The 19,797-nt window shown below is 35.5% G+C and carries 21 protein-coding genes and 1 riboswitch; of the genes, 8 read left to right on the top strand and 13 right to left on the bottom strand.

What is annotated here, in order from left to right; genetic code table 11:
* Window positions 1-47 precede the first annotated feature (47 nt).
* From ABMA76_RS06040 to ABMA76_RS06030, 3 genes are all read left to right on the top strand, one after another.
* On the top strand, window positions 48-722 hold the full coding sequence (locus ABMA76_RS06040; protein WP_392908049.1) for a DUF2459 domain-containing protein: 675 nt from the start codon (window positions 48-50) through the stop codon (window positions 720-722).
* An 88-nt stretch (window positions 723-810) separates the two neighbouring features.
* On the top strand, window positions 811-1,260 hold the full coding sequence (locus ABMA76_RS06035) for a universal stress protein (RefSeq protein WP_392908052.1): 450 nt from the start codon (window positions 811-813) through the stop codon (window positions 1,258-1,260).
* A gap of 9 nt (window positions 1,261-1,269) precedes the next feature.
* Complete coding sequence (locus tag ABMA76_RS06030) at window positions 1,270-1,671, top strand: c-type cytochrome (protein WP_392908054.1); 402 nt, start codon at window positions 1,270-1,272, stop codon at window positions 1,669-1,671.
* A gap of 41 nt (window positions 1,672-1,712) precedes the next feature.
* Here the strand turns inward: ABMA76_RS06030 and ABMA76_RS06025 are convergent, their stop codons facing one another.
* From ABMA76_RS06025 to ABMA76_RS06015, 3 genes are all read right to left on the bottom strand, one after another.
* Entirely contained in the window at window positions 1,713-2,507 is a 795-nt protein-coding gene (locus ABMA76_RS06025; RefSeq protein WP_392908056.1) for a hypothetical protein, read from the bottom strand.
* Window positions 2,508-2,607: 100 nt separating this feature from the next.
* Window positions 2,608-3,717, bottom strand: a complete 1,110-nt coding sequence (locus ABMA76_RS06020) for a hypothetical protein (RefSeq protein WP_392908059.1) — start codon at window positions 3,715-3,717, stop codon at window positions 2,608-2,610.
* Between the two features lie 8 nt (window positions 3,718-3,725).
* Window positions 3,726-4,289, bottom strand: coding sequence for a hypothetical protein (locus tag ABMA76_RS06015; protein ID WP_392908061.1), 564 nt, complete (start codon window positions 4,287-4,289; stop codon window positions 3,726-3,728).
* Window positions 4,290-4,476: 187 nt separating this feature from the next.
* On the opposite strand from ABMA76_RS06015, the gene ABMA76_RS06010 reads away from it, so the two are divergent.
* A complete protein-coding gene (locus ABMA76_RS06010; protein ID WP_392989014.1) occupies window positions 4,477-5,802 on the top strand; it encodes a serine hydrolase domain-containing protein in 1,326 nt (441 codons plus the stop codon).
* Window positions 5,803-5,810: 8 nt separating this feature from the next.
* Here the strand turns inward: ABMA76_RS06010 and ABMA76_RS06005 are convergent, their stop codons facing one another.
* A complete protein-coding gene (locus ABMA76_RS06005; protein WP_392908063.1) occupies window positions 5,811-6,311 on the bottom strand; it encodes a TlpA family protein disulfide reductase in 501 nt (166 codons plus the stop codon).
* A gap of 202 nt (window positions 6,312-6,513) precedes the next feature.
* Here ABMA76_RS06005 and ABMA76_RS06000 point away from each other — a divergent pair, with 202 nt between their 5' ends.
* Window positions 6,514-7,875, top strand: a complete 1,362-nt coding sequence (locus tag ABMA76_RS06000) for a sensor histidine kinase (protein ID WP_393061140.1) — start codon at window positions 6,514-6,516, stop codon at window positions 7,873-7,875.
* A 3-nt stretch (window positions 7,876-7,878) separates the two neighbouring features.
* Here ABMA76_RS06000 and ABMA76_RS05995 read toward each other — a convergent pair whose 3' ends face one another.
* Genes ABMA76_RS05995 through ABMA76_RS05985 form a run of 3 tightly spaced genes read right to left on the bottom strand, consistent with a single transcriptional unit; the run spans window position 7,879 to window position 11,392 of the window.
* Window positions 7,879-8,373 carry a hypothetical protein gene (locus ABMA76_RS05995; RefSeq protein ID WP_392908067.1) on the bottom strand — a complete coding sequence of 165 codons (495 nt, stop codon included), beginning with the start codon at window positions 8,371-8,373 and terminating at the stop codon, window positions 7,879-7,881.
* Window positions 8,370-9,470 carry a hypothetical protein gene (locus ABMA76_RS05990; protein ID WP_392908069.1) on the bottom strand — a complete coding sequence of 367 codons (1,101 nt, stop codon included), beginning with the start codon at window positions 9,468-9,470 and terminating at the stop codon, window positions 8,370-8,372. Before ABMA76_RS05990 ends, ABMA76_RS05995 begins: the two co-directional genes overlap by 4 nt.
* Entirely contained in the window at window positions 9,470-11,392 is a 1,923-nt protein-coding gene (locus tag ABMA76_RS05985; protein ID WP_393061138.1) for a hypothetical protein, read from the bottom strand. The genes ABMA76_RS05990 and ABMA76_RS05985 overlap by 1 nt, the downstream gene beginning before the upstream one ends.
* 169 nt (window positions 11,393-11,561) lie before the next feature.
* Between ABMA76_RS05985 and ABMA76_RS05980 the strand changes: the two genes are divergently transcribed.
* Complete coding sequence (locus tag ABMA76_RS05980) at window positions 11,562-12,470, top strand: hypothetical protein (RefSeq protein ID WP_392908074.1); 909 nt, start codon at window positions 11,562-11,564, stop codon at window positions 12,468-12,470.
* Window positions 12,471-12,487: 17 nt separating this feature from the next.
* On the top strand, window positions 12,488-13,321 hold the full coding sequence (locus ABMA76_RS05975; protein ID WP_392908077.1) for a hypothetical protein: 834 nt from the start codon (window positions 12,488-12,490) through the stop codon (window positions 13,319-13,321).
* A gap of 49 nt (window positions 13,322-13,370) precedes the next feature.
* On the opposite strand, the gene ABMA76_RS05970 is transcribed toward ABMA76_RS05975, so the two are convergent.
* Together ABMA76_RS05970 and ABMA76_RS05965 are read right to left on the bottom strand one after the other, a co-directional pair.
* Entirely contained in the window at window positions 13,371-13,775 is a 405-nt protein-coding gene (locus tag ABMA76_RS05970) for a hypothetical protein (RefSeq protein WP_393061136.1), read from the bottom strand.
* Entirely contained in the window at window positions 13,776-14,501 is a 726-nt protein-coding gene (locus ABMA76_RS05965; protein WP_393061134.1) for a YebC/PmpR family DNA-binding transcriptional regulator, read from the bottom strand.
* 188 nt (window positions 14,502-14,689) lie between these two features.
* On the opposite strand from ABMA76_RS05965, the gene ABMA76_RS05960 reads away from it, so the two are divergent.
* Complete coding sequence (locus ABMA76_RS05960) at window positions 14,690-15,505, top strand: hypothetical protein (RefSeq protein ID WP_393061132.1); 816 nt, start codon at window positions 14,690-14,692, stop codon at window positions 15,503-15,505.
* Here the strand turns inward: ABMA76_RS05960 and ABMA76_RS05955 are convergent.
* The 4 genes from ABMA76_RS05955 to ABMA76_RS05940 all read right to left on the bottom strand — a co-directional run bounded on the left by ABMA76_RS05955 (window position 15,502) and on the right by ABMA76_RS05940 (window position 19,787).
* On the bottom strand, window positions 15,502-17,550 hold the full coding sequence (locus tag ABMA76_RS05955) for a TonB-dependent receptor (protein ID WP_393061130.1): 2,049 nt from the start codon (window positions 17,548-17,550) through the stop codon (window positions 15,502-15,504). The genes ABMA76_RS05960 and ABMA76_RS05955 overlap by 4 nt on opposite strands.
* A riboswitch (TPP riboswitch) is annotated at window positions 17,541-17,653 on the bottom strand. (Overlaps the previous gene by 10 nt.)
* A 73-nt stretch (window positions 17,654-17,726) precedes the next feature.
* Window positions 17,727-18,086, bottom strand: a complete 360-nt coding sequence (locus ABMA76_RS05950; RefSeq protein WP_392860922.1) for a hypothetical protein — start codon at window positions 18,084-18,086, stop codon at window positions 17,727-17,729.
* A gap of 97 nt (window positions 18,087-18,183) precedes the next feature.
* Window positions 18,184-19,110 (bottom strand): hypothetical protein, encoded by a 927-nt coding sequence (locus ABMA76_RS05945; RefSeq protein ID WP_393061128.1) that lies wholly within the window; start codon window positions 19,108-19,110, stop codon window positions 18,184-18,186.
* Complete coding sequence (locus ABMA76_RS05940) at window positions 19,110-19,787, bottom strand: hypothetical protein (protein ID WP_393061126.1); 678 nt, start codon at window positions 19,785-19,787, stop codon at window positions 19,110-19,112. Before ABMA76_RS05940 ends, ABMA76_RS05945 begins: the two co-directional genes overlap by 1 nt.
* Window positions 19,788-19,797 lie beyond the last annotated feature (10 nt).

Here is a 19,797-nt window from a genome sequence, read left to right as displayed (position 1 = left end):
AAGAAGCTATTTTGTCGAAAAGTATCGACGTACCATACTTAATACTTATGAAAATTAAAACAAAGTGGCCGTTCTATTTAATTGTTGCTCCTACCCTTTTTGTCGCTATCTACTTTGCGATGACTGTGGCAGGTTTCTATATTGGTCATCAAAGAGATGTTAAAGGTGAAGCAATACATCGTATTTATATTGTAGAGGGGGCTATTCACACTGGAATACTATTTCCTATGGAGTTATTAAGTCCGCAGCTGAGATCTTTTACAATAGAGGAAGGATCAAATTTTAATTATTTTGAATTTGGCTGGGGTGATCGTGAGTTCTTTTTGAACGTACCTGAAATGAAAGATCTTACGCTTCCTATTTTTACAGCGTCTTTATTTCTCCCTAGCTCCTCTGTCATGCACGTAACTCAATATCAAGAGTTACCGAAGAATGCTTTTAAACTATTTGATGTAAAAGTTTCGCAAATGCAATTGAATATTATATTAAATTATATAGAAGATTCTTTTAAGTTAGAAAAATCACGTCCTATTAAAATTCAAGTAAAGGGATACTATAATTCTCCCCAAGTTAAGGATAGCTTTTTTGAAGCTAATGGAAGCTACCATATGTTTAATACTTGTAATATGTGGACGGCCAGAGGCCTCTTTGAGGCAGGGATTAAGACATCCATATTTACTCCGTTTAAATACTCAGTTTCAAGGTTTATTAATAAAGATTAAGATCTTCTTATCCATAATGTGACCTATGTCATATTCGAGTACTATTATATAAAGAGATAATATCGATATAAGAACATAAGGAGGTTCCATGAGTAAGCTAATGATTTGTGTTGATATAACTGATGAGTCAATCAATGCATATAAGAATCAATTAAAAGATTTTGACTGGAATAGTTGGGATGAAGTTCATCTCGTGCACGGCTTTGAAACTCAGGTCTATGCAGATACTTTCTACTTCGCTTCTTATCCGCTTGAAGGACAAATGGGAGATATCGAAAAATCAGTTTCAGATCTTTTATTGGGGCTTTCTAATGAAATCGTCGCTGAAGACTATAAGGGAAAGGTACTTGGAAAATGTCTCTTTGCTAGTTCTGCAAAGGTTGCTCTAAAAGAGTATGCCGAAGAAAATAAAATTGATGAAATGATCATAGAAACAAGAGGGAAACACGGAATTGCGGCCCTGTTCTCAAGCTCGTTTGCCGAGTATATGGTGGGCCATGCCCCTTGTCGTCTTATGATCTTACGTGAAGTTAAATAAGGGGTGATTGTGAGAAATTTGATATTACTCTTTACGCTATTTCTTGCTTACTCTTCATGCTCAAGTGTTAACACTGAATCACGTCAGTATTATGAAGATAAGAGCATGAGGCATGGAGTTGTTCCAGTGGCCGAGAGTGAAGATAAGACTCCTGTGACTCGAATTTATAGTGCCGAATCTGTACTTAGAGGCAGACGTATTTACACTCGTTTCTGTTCTCAGTGTCACGGTGAAAATGGCAGGGGAGTTGATAAGGTTGATCTCCAAGAGCTGTCGAAAGAAATACCTAATTTTAATTTCTACTTACTAGTTTCTAGTTATAAACAAAAGATGCCTGGATGGAAGAATGTTTTAACTGAAAAAGAAATTAAAGACCTTGAGAATTATATTTATTCGCTTGCTAAAAAATAAGAAAGGCCCCAGTCTAAACAGGGGCCTTTGTCATTTTAAAATTATCTATTTGCGCGACCTTGGTGTCTAGGACGATAGCCTAGGGCCTTAAATTCTTCTTTTAGGGCCTTTTTGAGTTCCTTCTTATCGATTACTTGTCCAAAAGTCGTATAATCAAAGTAAGTGTAACGGTATAAAAACCATTCCTTGTACTCTGGTGTTAGTACAGAATCCACTCCATCGATTGTAAGAAGATCCATCCAGTTAAGCTTAACTCCTACTTCGACACTTTTTCTTTCAAGCTCTCTAAGCCCTGCTTCCGATATTTTGTGTACTCTATCACGAAGGCCAGGCTCATTACAAAGACTTCCATTTTCATCCATCTTAGTAAGAATAGACATTAAATCTTCATTTGAAACATGCTTATAGGCCGGAAGATAATTCTTAATTAACCATAGGTCTCTTGTGTTACCAGAAAGTACACTGTAGAGACGACTACTTAATTTAAGTTGGCGCTTGTGATCAATTCCTGAAATTCCATTCTCATCTTTATTTCCATTTTCTATTACAAGAACGATTCCTGCAAAAATTGGAGCAAGAATTGGTAATCCTGCACCTAATGAGACTCCAATAATCGCACCAGGGATATAGGCAGCAAAGCCACAATACAACATATTTTCTTTAAAGTTCTTTTGCTTCGAGAAGCATTCTTTAATCATCTTTCCAGGGATTTTTGATGGTAGATAACTTGTTGATTTAGTTCTAATTTGAATATCTCTTGCTAGTTCACTTTTACAGTTAAAGGCAAAAGTTTGTGTCGCCAGTAGTAGTGATAATGTAAGTGCTAATTTTTTCATTTCCTGTCTCCATTTTTATTTGTTTTTGTTATGGAGGCAAAGTAATGGATATTAGAATTTATCTCATTTACATGAGGTGACGTTTTCAAAAATCGTGTATTTATTTCATAAATACATGGCGTTTTCTTTTTTTGTTTCGATCTGTCATTTCAAAATCAAGTTGTATCCATTTTGAATATGAGTCAAATAAGTTGATAGTCTCTTTAACATCAAGATTATTTGGGAAGTGAAGAGGATACTTTCTCTCTAGTGAAACTTCATTTTCTACTGTTGTTGGAGAATCATTTAAGTATTGCCAAGTCAGGTATTCAAGAATCTCTGCATCGCCATCAAAATAGATATGCTCCCATGTCGTCTTCATTTCTTGATTGGCAACCTGAGCAATATCAAGATCAGCTAGTGTGAGTCCTGCCTTTTCAAAATAGAAGTTAAGCTTGGCCGTCTCTTGCCAGTAGCGTTTTGACTGTATAATTGAAAAAACAGAGTTTAGCTCTTCTTGTGACAAAGCTTTTTTTAGGTCACTGTATAGAGAAATGGCATGGTGTCTGGCAAAGATCTGACCGAGTCGCATATTTGGCCTGTGATCTGCCTGTGAATGTTCTTTTGTGTCAAAGAAGTCCTTTGTTGCAACTCTAAAAGGAAAGGGGGCCCCTTCACGAATCATTTTTCTTCTAACGGCCTCGCCGCGTGAATCCGTACTTTTTAAAAAGTTTTTCACATAGCTTCGATCTCTGATATTTAATAGGTCATTTCGTTGACCAACAAAGCCTTCCCATATTGGATATTCTCCCCACAGTGGCTTTGGTCTTTGACCGTGACATTCTAAGCATTTTGCTTGATTTACAAGCCATTTCTTTTTTTCTAGATCAAGGACGAGAAGTTCATAGCGAAGCTCTTCTTGATTCCAAGAAATCGCCTCAATTGAGTCTTCTTCGTGTTGATCTGTTTCAAATGTTGAGAAGGTGATAACAAATGAATTTTTCTCATTCCAAATTACTGGCCTTAATTTATCTGGCGATGCTGGCAGTAGAGCCCCTGACTTATAGGCCAGTGTCATATTTTGATATTCCTCTTCTGGGATACTTTCAATAACTTGTGTAAGTGTTTGAAAGTTATTTGATGTAACCCATTTTAGGAAGGCATCTTTGTCGAGGACCGTGGCCCTCGACATTGATGTGATAAATATCGTTAGAATGATATATTTAAGCATTATAATTACTATCTTCTGTCGTTGTAAGAGTCGTAATCAAAGTTTTCAAAAAGTACGTCAATTTCTTCTTGTGTCCCGTAGCGAACTTCTGAATCGATGCTACAACGAGCCTCGAAAGTTGTTTCGTTATTGTATAGAGAGGCAATTTTTAGCGTTCCTCTAAGATCATAGCTTTCCCAATCTGGGTTGTAGAGGTGAGCATCCAAGCTTGAAGCAGTTAGACTTAGTGTCGAAGACTTGTCGGCCGACTGATGACTTAGTTCTAGAAGATATCCTATTCTTGTTTGGTTAGTTAGTGGGTCGACAAATTTCTTAGCTTCGAATTTGTAGTCAATTTTTTCAAGTGTTTTAGCATCAATTGAAATTTCGCTGTAAATAGCTTCTCCAGATACTTCAGAGGTCACTTTCTTTACAATTAGTTTCTTGTTGAATTTACCGTAATTGCATGATGTAGTCGTTTCGATAACTGTGTTGATGTCTTCATCATAGTAGTCATCGTATCCGTCATAAGATGCGAATGATGTGTTAGAAGTAAATACAAGTGAAATAAGTAGAAGTAGGGAATTCTTCATTTGGTTCTCCAAGAAAAAAGTTTTGCTTGGAGAATTATTTAGTACGGATTTCTAAGCAGTCTGTCAAATTTAAACTGAGAAAGAAAACTATGTTTTTTCAGCTTTTTATATAATTACTAATGTTTATATTAGAATTTAATATTTAAAGAACAATAATTTAAAACCGATATAGTATTATTACAATTCAATAGAGGTCATCATAAAATCAATTCTTTTTGTCATTTTTGTTCTTTGTCTATCATGTCAATCTGGCCAGGAGTCTAATATTAATACTGAAAAATTAGATAAGTTTTTTGCTGTCTTAGAGAATAAGAAAGTCGTTTCAGGAAGTGCTACTCTCGTTAAAGATGGTAAGACAGTTTATGAAGTAAATTATCATTTTGATAAAAAAATAAAAAATCCTATTTTCCGCATCGGTTCTGTTTCAAAAATATATACAGCGGCAATAATTCTGAAGTTAGAAGAAGAGGGGAAATTAAAGCTATCAGATAAGCTTTCTCTTTATTATCCAAAGATAGACATGGCAAATGCAATTACTGTTGAGGACTTACTTCGACATCGTTCAGGAATTCCAAATATGACTGATCTTACTGATTACAAGGAATATTCTCAAACACCACAATCTGAAAGTCAGATGATGGAGCGTTTCTATCGCTATAAGTTGGAATTTATGCCAGGTGAAAAGTATGAGTATTCAAATACTGGTTATGTCATCTTATCTTATATTGCTCAAAAGGCGGGAAGTGATACGTATGCCAATTTATTAATGACGTATATTACTAAACCACTCTCATTAAGTAGTACTTTTGTTTATGATGCTAAAAGTATTCGATCTAATGAAGTCACTAGTTACTTCAAAAAAGTTAATTGGGAAGAAGCAACTAATACACATCAGAGTGTTCCTCTTGGTGCAGGAGCGATTGCTTCAACTCCATTAGAAGTTGCAACGTTTCTTAGAGGATTATTTAGAGAAAAAATAATCAGTTCAAGCTCTCTTAATAAAATGAAAGAATTTATCGGCGAGGGAGAGTATGGCCTTGGTTTAATGAAGTTTCCATATAGTGATAAATATTTCTTTGGTCACACTGGTGGAGTCGATGGGTATGCATCAATTGCTGCTTATAGTATCGAAGATGATCTTGCGATGGTAAATCTTACTAATGCAATGACATTCAATTTTAATGATATCTCCCTTGCTCTTTTGGCGGGATTTTATGGTGACGATTTTGATATTCCTGTCATTCAAGAGTCAATTTTAGTTAAGAAAGAAATACTTGATCAGTATAATGGAACATACGGAAGCAATGATTTTCCCATTAAACTTAGTTTTAGAAATGAGAATGGAATTCTTCTAGGTGAAGCATCAAGTGATAGTCAGAATGAGATTCCTTTTGAAGCTTTTTCTAATACAGTATTTAAATTTCAACGCGCTCATATCAAACTAGAATTTAAAGATAATGGCGAGACACTTATCTTTACTCAAGGGCAGGAATTTGAATTAAAGAAGCTTTAGGGGCTACTCTATTTAGAGATAAACTTTTCTGCTTTGTAAATCCCCATAAAGCTAATTCCTGTTGAAAAGTATTTGACCTTAGCACTGTCTAGAAAAACTGTTGTAGGCGTGGCCTGAATTGCTAGATCATAGCCAAGATCATTATCTTCGATAAAGGTAAAAGGATAGGGATTCTTTTTTAGAAACTTCTTTATCTGGGCAGTGCTTTCAAAGGGATTGACGGCATAGATTGAGCCTTTGGATATTTTTCCACTTTCAACTGATTTCTTTAATCGTAGCATTTCAATTTTACAAGGAGTACATGTTGTCATCCAAAAGAATGTAACCACCTTCTTGTCTGGTGGGAATTGTATGCTTTTAGGGTTAGCTTCAATTGTTTTGACAGGTCTTTTTGAAATATTCTTTTCTTTTAGTCTGAAGCTATTTGCGATACTAGGGTATTGCTTAAAGGCAAATAGAGTTAATGCAATTATGAGTGCTAAATTTTGTAAAGAGATATATTTTTTCATTTGCTTCTAATTTTATCATTAGACAATTCAGACGCAAAATATTTAGGTAAAGAGTTGGTTATTGAAGTTAGATTCGCCGTGGCACTAACAAAAATTTCGTATCACTATCATTTGTTTGACGTTTCAAATTTATGTGATTTGTTTTACAGCACCTAATTCTTAAACTATTATTTATACGATTGTTTTTATTAAGGTCGTTGGATTGAAGATTAACACTAATATTTTTAAGAAGAAGTTATTCTTGGCCTCTGTCTTGGCCTTTTTGCTTCTTAGTATTAGTAGTGCCTATTATTTTTCAAATAAGAATCGAAAGGCCGTCATTGAGTTAAATCAACGCATTGATCTCTTCGTGTCTGTTGTTGGAAATTTTGGCTATAACGGCCTAATTCATAATTTCAAAAATTTTGTCTTAAGATCAGATGAAGGCTATTACAATAAAGCTGTAAAAAAGTTTGATGAGATCGAAGAAGCTTTTATTCGATCTAAAGATTATAATTTATCCGAAACTGAGTTGAAGTCACTTGAAAATTTATTCTCTACGGCCAAAGAATATCGCGAAAATCTAGAAATATTAAAAAACCTTGATGTCACTCTTTCGGCCGAGCAAAGAGATAATCTCGTGAGAGTAGATGATACTCAAGCCGATCTTGCTGCCAAAGAAGTTATTAGAATACTAGAGAGTAAAGAAGCTCAGTTAAATGATATTTCACAAAATATTTCACGCTTTGGTGTGGCCGCAATTGTTCTACTTATATTGGCCATGGCGGCGATGTACTATTTTGACTTATTAGTTCTTGATCGTACAAATAAAAAGCTTTCGCAAACAAATGAAGAGCTTCTCCAGTTTTCATACCGAACTTCACATGACTTAAGGTCTCCTTTAACAACAATAAGTATTTTATGTGATTTAATCGTCAAGAGTATTGAGAAGAAACGGTTTAATGAAGATGAGATAAAAATAAAAGTTGAAAAGATCAGAAGTCGAGTTACACATTTGGCCGAACTTATTTCAAGTCTTTTAGATTTAGCAAGATTAGATATTTCGACACATACAAATGAGGAACTTGATTTTGAAGCAATGATTTCAGATATTGTTATTTCAAATGAGTACTTAATTGAGAAAAATAATATCAAATTCTCTACCGATGTAGATCTTTCTCGAGGACACTTTTCTCAAAAATTAAGAATCTTTCAAATATTAAGTAATATTATAGTCAATGCTGTTAAGTACTATGATGTAAATAAAGATGAACCTTACGTGAATGTTGAAATTCATGATGACTATAATAATCTTTATATTAAAGTCTCAGATAATGGCGTGGGAATTCCTTGTGAGGAAAAATCTGAAGTTTATGAGCAATTTGTGCGTTTTAATGAAGACAAGTCAATTGGTAGCGGAATAGGGATGTATATCGTTAAGAAGTCTGTTGATAACTTAGGTGGAACAATTGATTTTTCTTCTTCGAGTCAAGGTACGACATTTAAGGTTATTATTCCTACTGATGTAGCAAGTGCTAATATTAATTTGACCGCAAAAGATAGATCAAGTAATTCTCTTCATTAGTGCCTAAACTGATAATGAATAGATTCCATCTGGTGAAATAGTAATTTCGCCGTCTATCTTCTTTTTGAATCGGTAAAGAAGAGATTTAAAGCTTGTTTCTGCCTTAAGGTAGTCGCAGTCTTCCCCATAGATCATTAGTATAAGCTGTTGTCTTTCATATCTTGCTTCTTCTAATGCATTTAAAAGTATATTCTCTTTTTTACTAAGTTTCCCTGTTGTTTTTGGCGAGTTTTGCTTAGGCGCCTTCTGAATTAAGCTTGAAATTAAATTATAGAACGGGTCCTCTAGGGAAGAGTTCACATCAGCTTCTATTATTTTCGAGAAGTCTTCACGATAAAGCTTTTCTGAAAGAAGATAGAAAAGTGTACGATTTAATAAATTATTCTTCTTGCCTTTTATTAAGCTGTGAACAGTCTTAAGTTGTTCTTGCGAAATATTCTCAATATCTACTAGTTCAAATAATTGTTTATCAATCTCTTTTAAAAGGGCCTTAATCATACGATTGACTCCTTTGTGGCAAACTCTATCTTTTCATTATTGGAAAGAGTGAAGGATTGGCCTTCTTGATCGAATCGAATTAACCCCTCTTCCTTTTTGTTAATCCTTGAAACCAATGTCGTTAGACGGTTCTTCGCATCTATCTCACCTATATTTGGGTAAAGTTTATTTATAATCTCGTCAAAATGAATCGGCCCATGAGCAAGCAAAAGGATGAGCTGATCACTCGTTTCTCCCAGTAAGCTCACTATTGCCTTTTCTTCAAGCCTAATTTTCCAGGCCGTTGTCAGATGATCATTGTTTAATTTGTTCTTGCCATTGAGGTAGAGGTTTTCAATTGCTTTTGACGACTCTCTTATTTCATTAAATTCATAGCGATGAAGCTCTTCAAGAGTATTTTTTGCATTCAATTTTTGATCAAGACAGAATTGTGTCTCACAAAGGTGAGTAAGGGCCTGGGCATATTGAAGAGTATTTTTTTGGTCTTTAAGAAGATTGAGAGCTTTTTCGAGGTAGCGGTAAGCACTACGTTGCGCTCCGATTTTATGAAATTCATCTGCTATATTAACACAGACATTTGCGGCACTTGTGAATGATTTTTGTGTGATTAGTTTGTCCACAGCTTCAATATAATTTGAAAGTAGTCGTTTTCGTATATCAATATTTCCTTCAGCTGTAATTGTATTCATTTGTGCATTTAAGGCCTTCTTAAGCGCTCCAATTTTAGAATAAGAATGATAGGCATTCAAAAAATTATTTTTTACGGCCAAATGGTTTTCTTGTTGAGCAGCGATAAGTGCTATTGCAAAATATAGATCACCGATAAATGGTGAGTTCTTAAAAACCTCTATATGATCTATTTGATATGATGAGTTTTCTAATATTGCGATGCGGGCCTTCGTAAAAACATCTAGAAAAGATTTCTTTGTAAGCGTAGCTTGCATACGTTTCAACTTTACTATGTCGTTAAGGTAGTATGCCATCATGATCTGAATATAGTTGAATTCTTCGCTTTGGTACTCAACCTCAAACAAAAGCTTTGTTAACTCGCCGATATCGGCATCAATTAAATGTGAAGGATGGATTGAGTTTCTCATTAATTCCAAGTGTTTATTAGTGGAATGCTTCCTCTTGTACTATCTGATTTTTTCAGACTGTAGAGTACTCTAACTTTAGAGTCTCTTTGTATAGCATCTGAAAGTTGTTGGTTTCTACTACGTTTTGAAATACTTAACATATCTGTAAAGAATAGCTCCTTTATATCAGCAATAATTGAATATTGCTTATCAAGCTCTATTTCAAGTCTTGGGTTAAAATCCTGAAGGTCTCTATTTATTTTAATCGTCTTACGAAATTTCTTCTTATGATATTTCCCATTTATTGTAAGTAGAACCTCATTTTTTCTAGTTTTAAGAGATGATCTTATTGAGAAAGTCTCTTCTGTATTTTTGTCTTTGTTACTCTTGTTACTTTTTAATCTTCTTTTTAAGAGAGAGATCAAATCGATCGAGTCAGTTGTTTTAATTTCTTCACATTGATTGCTTTCGCTATATGAAAGTCCTTCCCAGTTTGCAAAGATATAATCATGATCATTCTTACTGACTTGTCCCTGGCACTTAAATCCAATAACAAGGTTTCCGTTTATTGCTATACCTGTTGGAATATTGATCCTTTCCCTGAAATCTAAAGAGTTTGTCGAAATAGGGCCTCCACCATTGCCATAGCCGTTTCCACCTCTGATGATCGTTTGATCTTTATTGTCGTTTTTGAAGTTTTTAATGACTTCAATTGTTTTAACATTGAGTTTGTTATCATTGTTTATGTCTATTTCTTTCTTCTTTGCTAGATATAGATCATAGAGTTCTTTGATTTTTGAATCTGTTAAGTCGCCATTCGCCTTCCCATGCGAACTTGGAATTTCTTCGATGATAGATTGTGTAGATTTCTGTCGATACGTAGATTGATACTTCTTAGAGTATTTAAATTGAACATTATCTAAGTGTCCACGTCTTCCTTGAATGTAGCTGTTAAGACAGTTCTTAATATTTGAATGAGATGCAAAGATGGATTTTTGCATAATACGATCATAAGAAGTTGCAATTCCGACTATCTCATATTTGCTTTGATTTAAGTCATTATTTTGTAATAGTGGTGAGCCACTCATACCTGGTACGATACTGGATGGAGTTATAATTGAGCGACTTATGAATGACTGGCGACTCTTTTCATGATCCTTTTCTTTTGAATCTAAGTTAATCGTACATTTATTATGAGAGATTAAGTCCATAATAGAGTTCATTGTACCTATTCGATTATGATGATTTTGCTTGTAAGGTATTGGGCCAATGGTTATGGCCTTAATTGCTTCAGAGATCGGAACAAATAGTGCGTTGCCCTTGTATGGTTCAGGGGAGCTTGGATAAAAATTGCATGAAAGATCATACATATTGCCAATTTGGACATATGAAAGAGTTTCACCTGTTCTCGAGTTTTCAAATAATGGCCTATTATTATAGTTCTTCGATTTACTTTCTTCAAAAATAAATTCGTTCTTTCTTATACTCCTAGGAGAGTTATTCATCCCATGGGTATAAAGACTATTCACTTTCGAGTTATAGACTCCAAAAGTTTCTTGTACTTCCTCGTTGACTTCAATAACGGCAATATCATGATTGGCGCAAGATAGGGTTTTCTTTTCTTCAATTGGATAAAGCTTGCCACGGTAGATGAAAAATTTATTTTCACCATCTATTAAGTGTGAGTTTGTGATAATGAATTTTTGATCTTCACTCTGTAGCGTAAATCCTGTTCCTGCAATAGGCATATCACTTTCTTTATAATGCGAACCTATAACAACGAGGGATTCCTTATCGTGAATATGATGTCTTTTGTAATATTCGTATATAGATGTATTGTCGACATTCTTACCAAGTAAGATTTCAGTATAGGGATCGGCGTGTGTTACTAGCGATATTCCCATAAACGTCGTAAATATTGTCTTATATATACTTCTATACATAGCTATTAAATACAGCAAAGTTTATGCCACAATTTGCCTTTGAAGATCAGATTTTTGTTAGTTGAATTGTTTAAACAACTAGGCCTTTGTCTATACTTTAGTCACTTTTTACAAAATGTAGCCTTAGAATTGTGTGATTTTTTGGCACTTTTTTTGCTTAATTAAATATATGACAAAATTTCTCGAAAACGTAATGTTTATAAGTACGCTATTACTATGTTCAAACACAACTTCTGTTGTGGCCAATGAATTATATGGTGTGGAAGCAGGTGTTAAAACAAATTTAGGAAATTGGTATAAAAACCCAAGTCTAGATGAAGGGCCTGTTACTCTGACTTTTAGGGCCGACAGTAATGGAGAGTTAGAACTTTCTGAGCTAGATTGGATGCAATTTGAAAAAAGATATCAAAGAGAAGAGTTTGGTGGAGTTGAAATTGCTCTTAGGGCCTTAGGTGCGAAGTATGAAAAACTCCATCAGTCTATTGGCCAGCATGGGAGCATTCAATATGCTCACTTAGTTATTAGAAAAGCATTTGTTCTCGATGACGGCGCTACAATTATTCTCTCTGGTGTTGCTAAGGCCAGTGATACTTGGAGTATTCATCAGTTTAATGAAGATGATGAGCGAAACCTCGGACGCTCTTATAAACGAATGTATAATCAAGATTCGATTAACTTAGATATTGAGGCCACTGGTGAGATCCATTTTAAAATAGGTGATGGGCGCGCTAGGGCCTATGGGTATTATAAGCAAGGTGATGAAAGAAGCTTTAAAACAGAAGATAATAAATTTAGTTACTCCTATCAAAGAAATGAATATGGTGCCGGTATTGAGTATCGGCCAAGCGAAAAATCAAAACACACCTTTGGCTTTAAGGTTAAGCGCAATGAGTTTGATGAAAATTATGGTAAAGGAAATCGCCAAGTAGATGAAACTCAATTTATGCTCACTTACCAATATCGTTTCGACATGCAAGAGTTTTTCTTTGGAAAGTCGTATGAAGTAGGTACGAAAAAAGGTGATGAAGAATATGATGAATATGTTGAAGAAGAACTCGATCTTCCAGAATTCTACTAATTTAAAATAGGCCATATATGAAGAGATTTTTATTATCAGTTTTATTATTCAGCTCTTATGTATTTGGGGAAAACCTAAATATCAATCATGCACACCTAAATGAGATTGTTGGTGATAACGATGCAGTCTTTGAGCCGATTGAAATTAAAGAGCTTGAACTAGATGAGGAATCCTTTCTTGATGGTATAAGAAAAAGATTTGTGATCTCCTACTCGCAAATAAATCGCTCTGAAATGGATACTTCATATAATGTTTCTCGAGATGATGAATCTGTTTATGACTTTTATGATGAAGATTTTAATCATTATCTTGAAGAGAATTTAAAATTTAAGGAAGGCCATAAAGTCACAATTGAATACTTAGTAACACAGAACTTCAGTATTGAGCTAGCTGATACTTATCGCCGCTATAATATGTCTGGTAGGCATGTTGGAGTGACAGAAGGAGGTCTCTTAGAAGATGATCGCTACGATGTATATGAAGCTAAAAATGTTACAATTTTAAATGATATTCAGCTTGGAATGAAATACGCTATTCGCTTGGTTGATACCCCAAGTTTTAGGTTCGAAGTAAGTCCTGGCGCGAGTGTAGGGCTTGTTCACGTCTATTCTGATACGAAGACATATTATAACGGTCAAAAGTACGAAGAGAATCACTTTAATGATATTGGTGGTTATTCTTATGGAGTCTCTCTTGAGGCAAAAGCCGTTTTTTGGGATAACTTCTTTGTCCAAATAGGTGTTGAACAAAGGGATTATGTCCTCGCTCCGATGTCACATGAAAGCGGTGTCTCACAACATATTGATCAAAGCGGTTATAATTTCTATATCGGGGCCGGAATTAGGTTCTAGTGATATTTTCATTGATAAAAAAAGGGATCCTAAGGATCCCTTCTATATTCTACTTTCTAAGGTCGCTTAAATGACATTTATAAGATTTGAAAACTAATCTCGATTTTTCTTCACAAGTTACATTGTAGAAATGGGTTCCACATGTGTTCTTATTTGAAGAACATGTCGCTTCATTGATGTCAGATAAGGCATCAAAAATATCTTGGGCCTCGCTTCCTTTTACTGTTTTTACAAGAATATCACCATTTGAAAATACACCAACCTTACACTTCTTTCTTTTTAAGATGTCTGTACATAGAATTTGGTCAAGCTCGATAAGACACTTTTTCCCACTACAATCAGGTGTTACAGTTGATTCAAGAGAAAGAAATAAGTTCTTTGCAAGATCTTTTTCAACCCTAAAGTCGCCAGCATTGGCCATTAGTGCGACGAGTGTTATAACTAAATACTTCATCTATTCCTCACTTTCTTCTAGGTTATGATAAACAGTTACGACATCATCATTTTCTTCGAGAAGGTCGATTAACTTTTCAAACTGTTTAAGAGTTTCTTCGTCATCAATTGCCTTGTAATTAAGAGGCACTCTTTCCAGTCTTGCTTCTTCTGGTGTAATACCAATTTCTTGTAATTTTTTTTGAATATCACCAAAAGACTCTACAGGTGCGATGATCTCAAAAACACCATCTTCAAGTGTAATATCTTCTGCTCCAGCATCGATTACTTCGAGTTCAAATTCATCGTGGTCAGATACATTTTCTTCGTTAACTAAAAAATTTGCTTCTCTTTTGAATACGAACTCTAATGATCCTGATTGTCCAAGTGAGCCTTGAACTTTATTGAAGTAGCTTCTTACACTTGCTACTGTTCTTGTATTATTATCTGTTGAAGCTTCAACGAATACGGCAACGCCACCAGGGCCATAGCCTTCATAATTAATATCTGTATAACCGACACCATCTCCACCTTGACCTTTTTTGATCGCACGGTCGATATTGTCTTTTGGAACGTTAAACTTCTTACAACGATCAATCGCAACCTTTAGAAGAAAGTTTGTTTCTGGATCGCCACTTCCACTTTTAGAAGCTAAGAATACATCTTTTAGTGCTCTCGTGAATACCTGTCCACGGGCCTTGTCTGCTGCGCCTTTTTTGGCCGCAATTTTTGCTGATTTTCTTCCCATAAATCTCTCTTACGTTAAATTATTATTCTATAGTTTTAGTCAAATCATCATAATTCGTCTAGTTTTAGGCCTGTTTATTTAAGCTAAGTATTTGAAATATGTATAAGTAATAGTCAGCAATGAAGTATATTCAAAATATGACACTCTGTGTTTTTTAGGTGTTAATCTGTGCTCAAAGGAAGAATATTATGGGTAAATACTTTGCATTAACACTTATCAATTTGAATCTCTTTGCTTCGTTTGGAGGCCTAGGTGGCATGGGGGGATTTGGCCCTGATATCGATCATAATCCTACATATCGCCATCGTTCTCAAAATCAAAAGCAAGAGGTTACAAAGTGTACCATCAGTCGTGGAGACCGTAATTTCGACTTAAATAAAACAAATTACCAACTAGATGATTTGTTCGCATTAGTGTCGACGACTAGCAAGGGAAAGGATGTTATCAAAAAGATCAAGACTCTTTTAGAAAGAGGTGAGCTAAAGATCAAAAATCTCTCGCAATATGAAAGGCAACGTCGAGGATTATCTCATAGAACTTCAGCACTCTTTGATTTCACAATGGAGACTCCAACAATCTTCATTGGCCTTGAAGATGAGCTAGGCCTTGTCGCGCACTTCTTTGTTCATGAAGCAACTCATGCGCTAGACGAGCTAATTCCACAAGAATACGAAGTTGATATGATTTATTATAATACATTTAAAGACTTTCAACGATTATTTGGCCTTGATATAGAACCAATGAAAGAGCTTACACCTTATGAGACTTCTAAAATGTATGAAATCTATGAATTAAAAGAAAGAAACCGCGCCCAACACGCATATCGTGCTGAGCGCTTCGCTTTTGATCAACAGGGCATATTCACGAATCAAGTTTTAGAAGCTAATGATTGTTACGAAGAATATATTTCGCAACATCGAGAGAGAAATAAGCTTAAACTCTATCGTCATACTCCTGATGATCATATTTTCAATGCCTATGGCATTAATAAAGACTATCTTTAAAACTCGTAGCTTGCACTAATGCCATAACTACGTGGTGCCTCTTTTTGTGTATAGAGGTCGTCTTGCCACGCTGGAGGCATATTGGCGAAATAGTAACCACGAAGAGAGTATGTTTCATCAAAGATATTCTTGCACCAAATTGAGATATCTAAAGACTTATAACGATAACCAACTTTCGTATCGACTAATTGATAGGCCGTTGACTTTAAGTCGTGAGAGTTTGAAAAATAAAAATCATCAGATGCATAGAAATTGATATCCCAATACATACCGTTCTTGTACCTGTAATTTAAATTGAGGTTTACTTGGTAATTTGGAGCATGAGGCATCTGTCTACCATCGAGATCTCTTGTTCCGATATTATAATCACCATACCTTGTTCCTAGAAGGCCTAGTCCCGAGCTAATACTTAGGCCATAGGTCTTAGTCAGGGCCGCTTCAATTTCTGCTCCATAATTGAAACCACTTGCCGCATTATCTGTATAGAAAGTAAATGAGCTCGGGTCCATTGGATCATCTTGAAATGATGTTTTTACTTGTGCATTGTTTCGGTACATGAAAAAGAGAGAACTACTTAGTGAAATCCCTTTTTCTTTTAAATGATATTTTTGACCAAGTTCAAATGAGTAAAGATCCTCTGGTCTAAATTCTTTACGTGTATCAGGGATTGCTGACTGTGTATTGATTCCACCAGGCTTATACCCCTTAGATAGTTTTAAGTAGGCAAGATCTCCAAGTAGGCCTTTCTTAGATAGTGTAATATTTAGGCCATACATTAAATCTTCTGGTGAAAGTTTTGTTTTGATTCCACTTTCTTGCGCTTCAAATTCGACATTGCGATATTCGATACGGCCACCATAATTTATATCAATTTTTTCACTTAGGTCTTTCGTTTGTTCGGCATAGATTGAGACTAGTTTAGTGTCGACTTCTCCATCGATACTTTTTCTAACCGCTGAATCTTCATATCCTATTTCTTTAAAATCTTCATTTGATGACTTTAGATAAACACCGATAGTACTGCTTTTTGATGAGAGTCGCTGATCAAGAGTAAAGTCTTCGCGCTTTCTTGGGAATTCAATATTGTAGTCGTAGTCAGCATTCCAGCCAGGGATTGTATTCCAGTAAGGGTTGTTGCCCCAGTCTTCATCATAGCTATAGTATGAGTTATTTTTAAAGTGGGTAAGAATTGTTGTGCTTGTTGAGTTTACACTAAGATCCTTTTCGTATTTTAGGTACTGGCCAAGAGTTTCACTCTTATCCTTTCCTGGTTTGTCTGAACGAGTTGTGTGGCCATTATCTTGCACAAAAGCATCATAACCGTTGGCCTTATCAAAGTAGTGAAGTCCAAAAGTAAGAGTTGAATCGATAAAGTCTTTAACTAGACTTGCACGAATATTTAGTTCATCTTGGCCATTTGTATCGTTGCGTTTGAGGTATTCATTTTCCATGAAACCATCACTGTCTCTCTTTGATAGGCTTAGAGCCAGCCCTGTCGATGAATTAAGCATACCTGAGTAGCTAATGCTCTCTTCCCATGTATTAAATGATTCATATGAAAGATATGTTTTAAACTTTGATTCCTGCGTCGGGTCTTGAGACTTTAGATGAATCATTCCCGCCATTGCACTTGGCCCAAAACGTGTGGCCTGCGGCCCTTTGTATACTTCTAATTGCTTAATACCATTTAGATTTGTTGTTCCTGAAACACCAGTATAGTCGATTTCATCAACCATCAGCCCTACTGAGTAGTTTGATATACCTTCGTAGGCCGATCTCTCGCCAATTCCTCTAATTTGGAAGAAGTTAGAACGTGAGCTTCCATTTGCCATATTAAGATTAGGAACGGACTTAAATGATTCACTCATATCTGTGGATTGTTCTTGTGAAAAGTCTTTGGCCGTCTTTAGAGATGTACTATTAGCGTCGCTATAATATTCTTTTTTTTCAAATAGTCCGTAAATATAAATAGCATCGTCACTATTGGCCGAAGTTGTTTGTGCAAATGTTAGTTGGGAAATTAATACTAATATCAGTATTTTCATCTGAGTCTCCTTACGCCAGCATTACCTGGATCAAGTTAAAAGGTTTGACGGCCAAATCCGCTCTTCTCAGCCACATTATGGTGTAGCTCCCTTGGGTAAATTTTCGTATTAATTACATTAATATAATTAAAAGGGCAAATAAAAAGGCCAGCTTAGCTGACCTTCATATTTTAAAATTAGAATTTAACTTTGTAGTTTTTAACTTTTACAACGCCTTTTTTCATTTTCGCTGCAATGACAAGCTTAACATCTGTTGCACCCTCACATTCGTAACGAAGGTAAACATTAAATAGAGTTGCAGATGCCTTTTGTGGTTGAGCGATACATGCAGCAAGATAGTCATCTTCAACTGTTTCAACGATGGCCTTTACTTCATCACTTGCCATGAGTTCCTCAACGGTTTCTGCAAATACACGCTGAGACTCTTCAATTGCATCAAAGTCAGGCATGCTCATACCTGGAGGTAGTCCAATAGAGATACCAGCTTGTGCGTTAAGAGTTAGTAGACATACTAGAGCTAGAAGTACTTTTTTCATATATTCCTCACTTTTATTTATATTTCTAAATTGATTTACTAGATCCCATTTTGCTCAAGATAAAGCAAGTGAAGCTGTCATTGTTTGAAATAATTTCTTACTTAAATTCAGTAATAATATCGAATATTTCAGTGTAGCTAGTTGATTCAATGTCATCTGAAATTGATAGGTTAAAACGAGTCTGTATTGAAAAGTTAATGGCCGAGCAATAACTCTTTGCTGTGTTATTCTTAATTGTAAGATAAGGAAGGCGTGATGTGAGGGGAAAAGGGACTTTTTCACATTCTATTGAGAATGAATCTCCACCACTTTCACTAGGTGCCACGACAATAAGTGAGTCGATAATTGAGTCACAAGTTGGAAAGTAGATAGGATCAATACTACGTGGTGCTAAGCTTATTAGTGCTTCATCGTTTGCGCCGAAAACACCCTCTAACTCGATATTCCAACTCTTTGATACCGGATTATAGAGATCCTCTTCAGAGATAGAGTAGTTGAAATGAGATTGGTTTCTTATTTGTAAATAGCGACTATTTGCAGGATCTCCAGAACCGTTACTTATAATCCATTCGAAGTCATCGATATTAGTGAGGAAGGGGATTCTAATTCTTATTTGCTCTAATGTTCTGGAGTTGCCTGAGAAAGTGTGGCGGTATGTTTGCCAATACCAACGATCACCATCAACTGCGTCATAAACGACTTGGTTTCTAACCCTTTGAACATGTCTTACACCGTTTGATGTGATGGCCTTAATATCGAGTTCAGCACTACGATTAGTTTTAAAACTAATCTCAAGTGTCACGCCTGCTTGTACACTTATGTCTTCAATGTCTAAATTGTAATTACGTGTACGCCATGAAACACATGAGTAGCTTCCCTCATAGGCTTGCCAAGGGTTGAGGTATAGTCCATCAAGGCCATTATCAGAATAGCTCTCACATTTGAAAGAGCCTCCCATATTACAGCTAGCTTGGATATTAACTGCAATAAGAAGTATGAATGTGAGAGCTATGTTTTTTATCATTAATTACCGTCAATACCTGTCAGGGCAACTTTGATTCTTGTTGAAAAGTCACGTGATTGTGTAGTATCAGTTGTTTCAAGTGAGATAATTCCCCTTACTGTTAGTGCAGTATTGTCTTGAAGAGCAGAAAGTACTTTGGCATTAGCTACGCCTGGGTTTGCAGCTCCTGAGTCATATACGCCTGCTGCAACGTCAGTAAGAACTTCCTTTGTGTCAACCATGATTGAACCATTTGATAGGTTAGAGCTTGTGTCTCCAAGTGTTTGTTGACCAAATAGGTTCGAACCAGCTGATACGAAGATCATTTTTTCAAGAGCAACAGAAACATCGCTTGAAGGGATTTCTAATGACTTTGAGATTTTTAGAGTGTCACCAGCGAAAAGTAGCATTTTAGATTTGATTTCAAATTTCACATACCTTACGTTCGACTCACCATCTAAAGTTCCTAGAGATAGAGATGCATCCTTTTGGTGAGAACCAAATGTCGTTGACTCAAGAGTAGCATCACAGTCGTTAAAAGATACATCTTTCCCACAGTCAACTAGTGCAATTGAAACTGTACTTACTTTTGGCGAAAAAGTACCAGAAAGTGTGATTGACCCATTTGCAGTAGAATCTGCTGCAAAAGAGCTGAAGCTAAGTGCCGAAGCAAGTGTTACAAGTTTAATTAATTTCATGTCTTCTCCT

It is taken from the genome of Halobacteriovorax sp. ZH5_bin.2, from assembly GCF_043196375.1.
Taxonomy (GTDB): domain Bacteria; phylum Bdellovibrionota; class Bacteriovoracia; order Bacteriovoracales; family Bacteriovoracaceae; genus Halobacteriovorax_A.
Note: the sequence above shows the minus strand (reverse complement) of the source record. Positions and strands in the feature narration are given on the sequence as shown.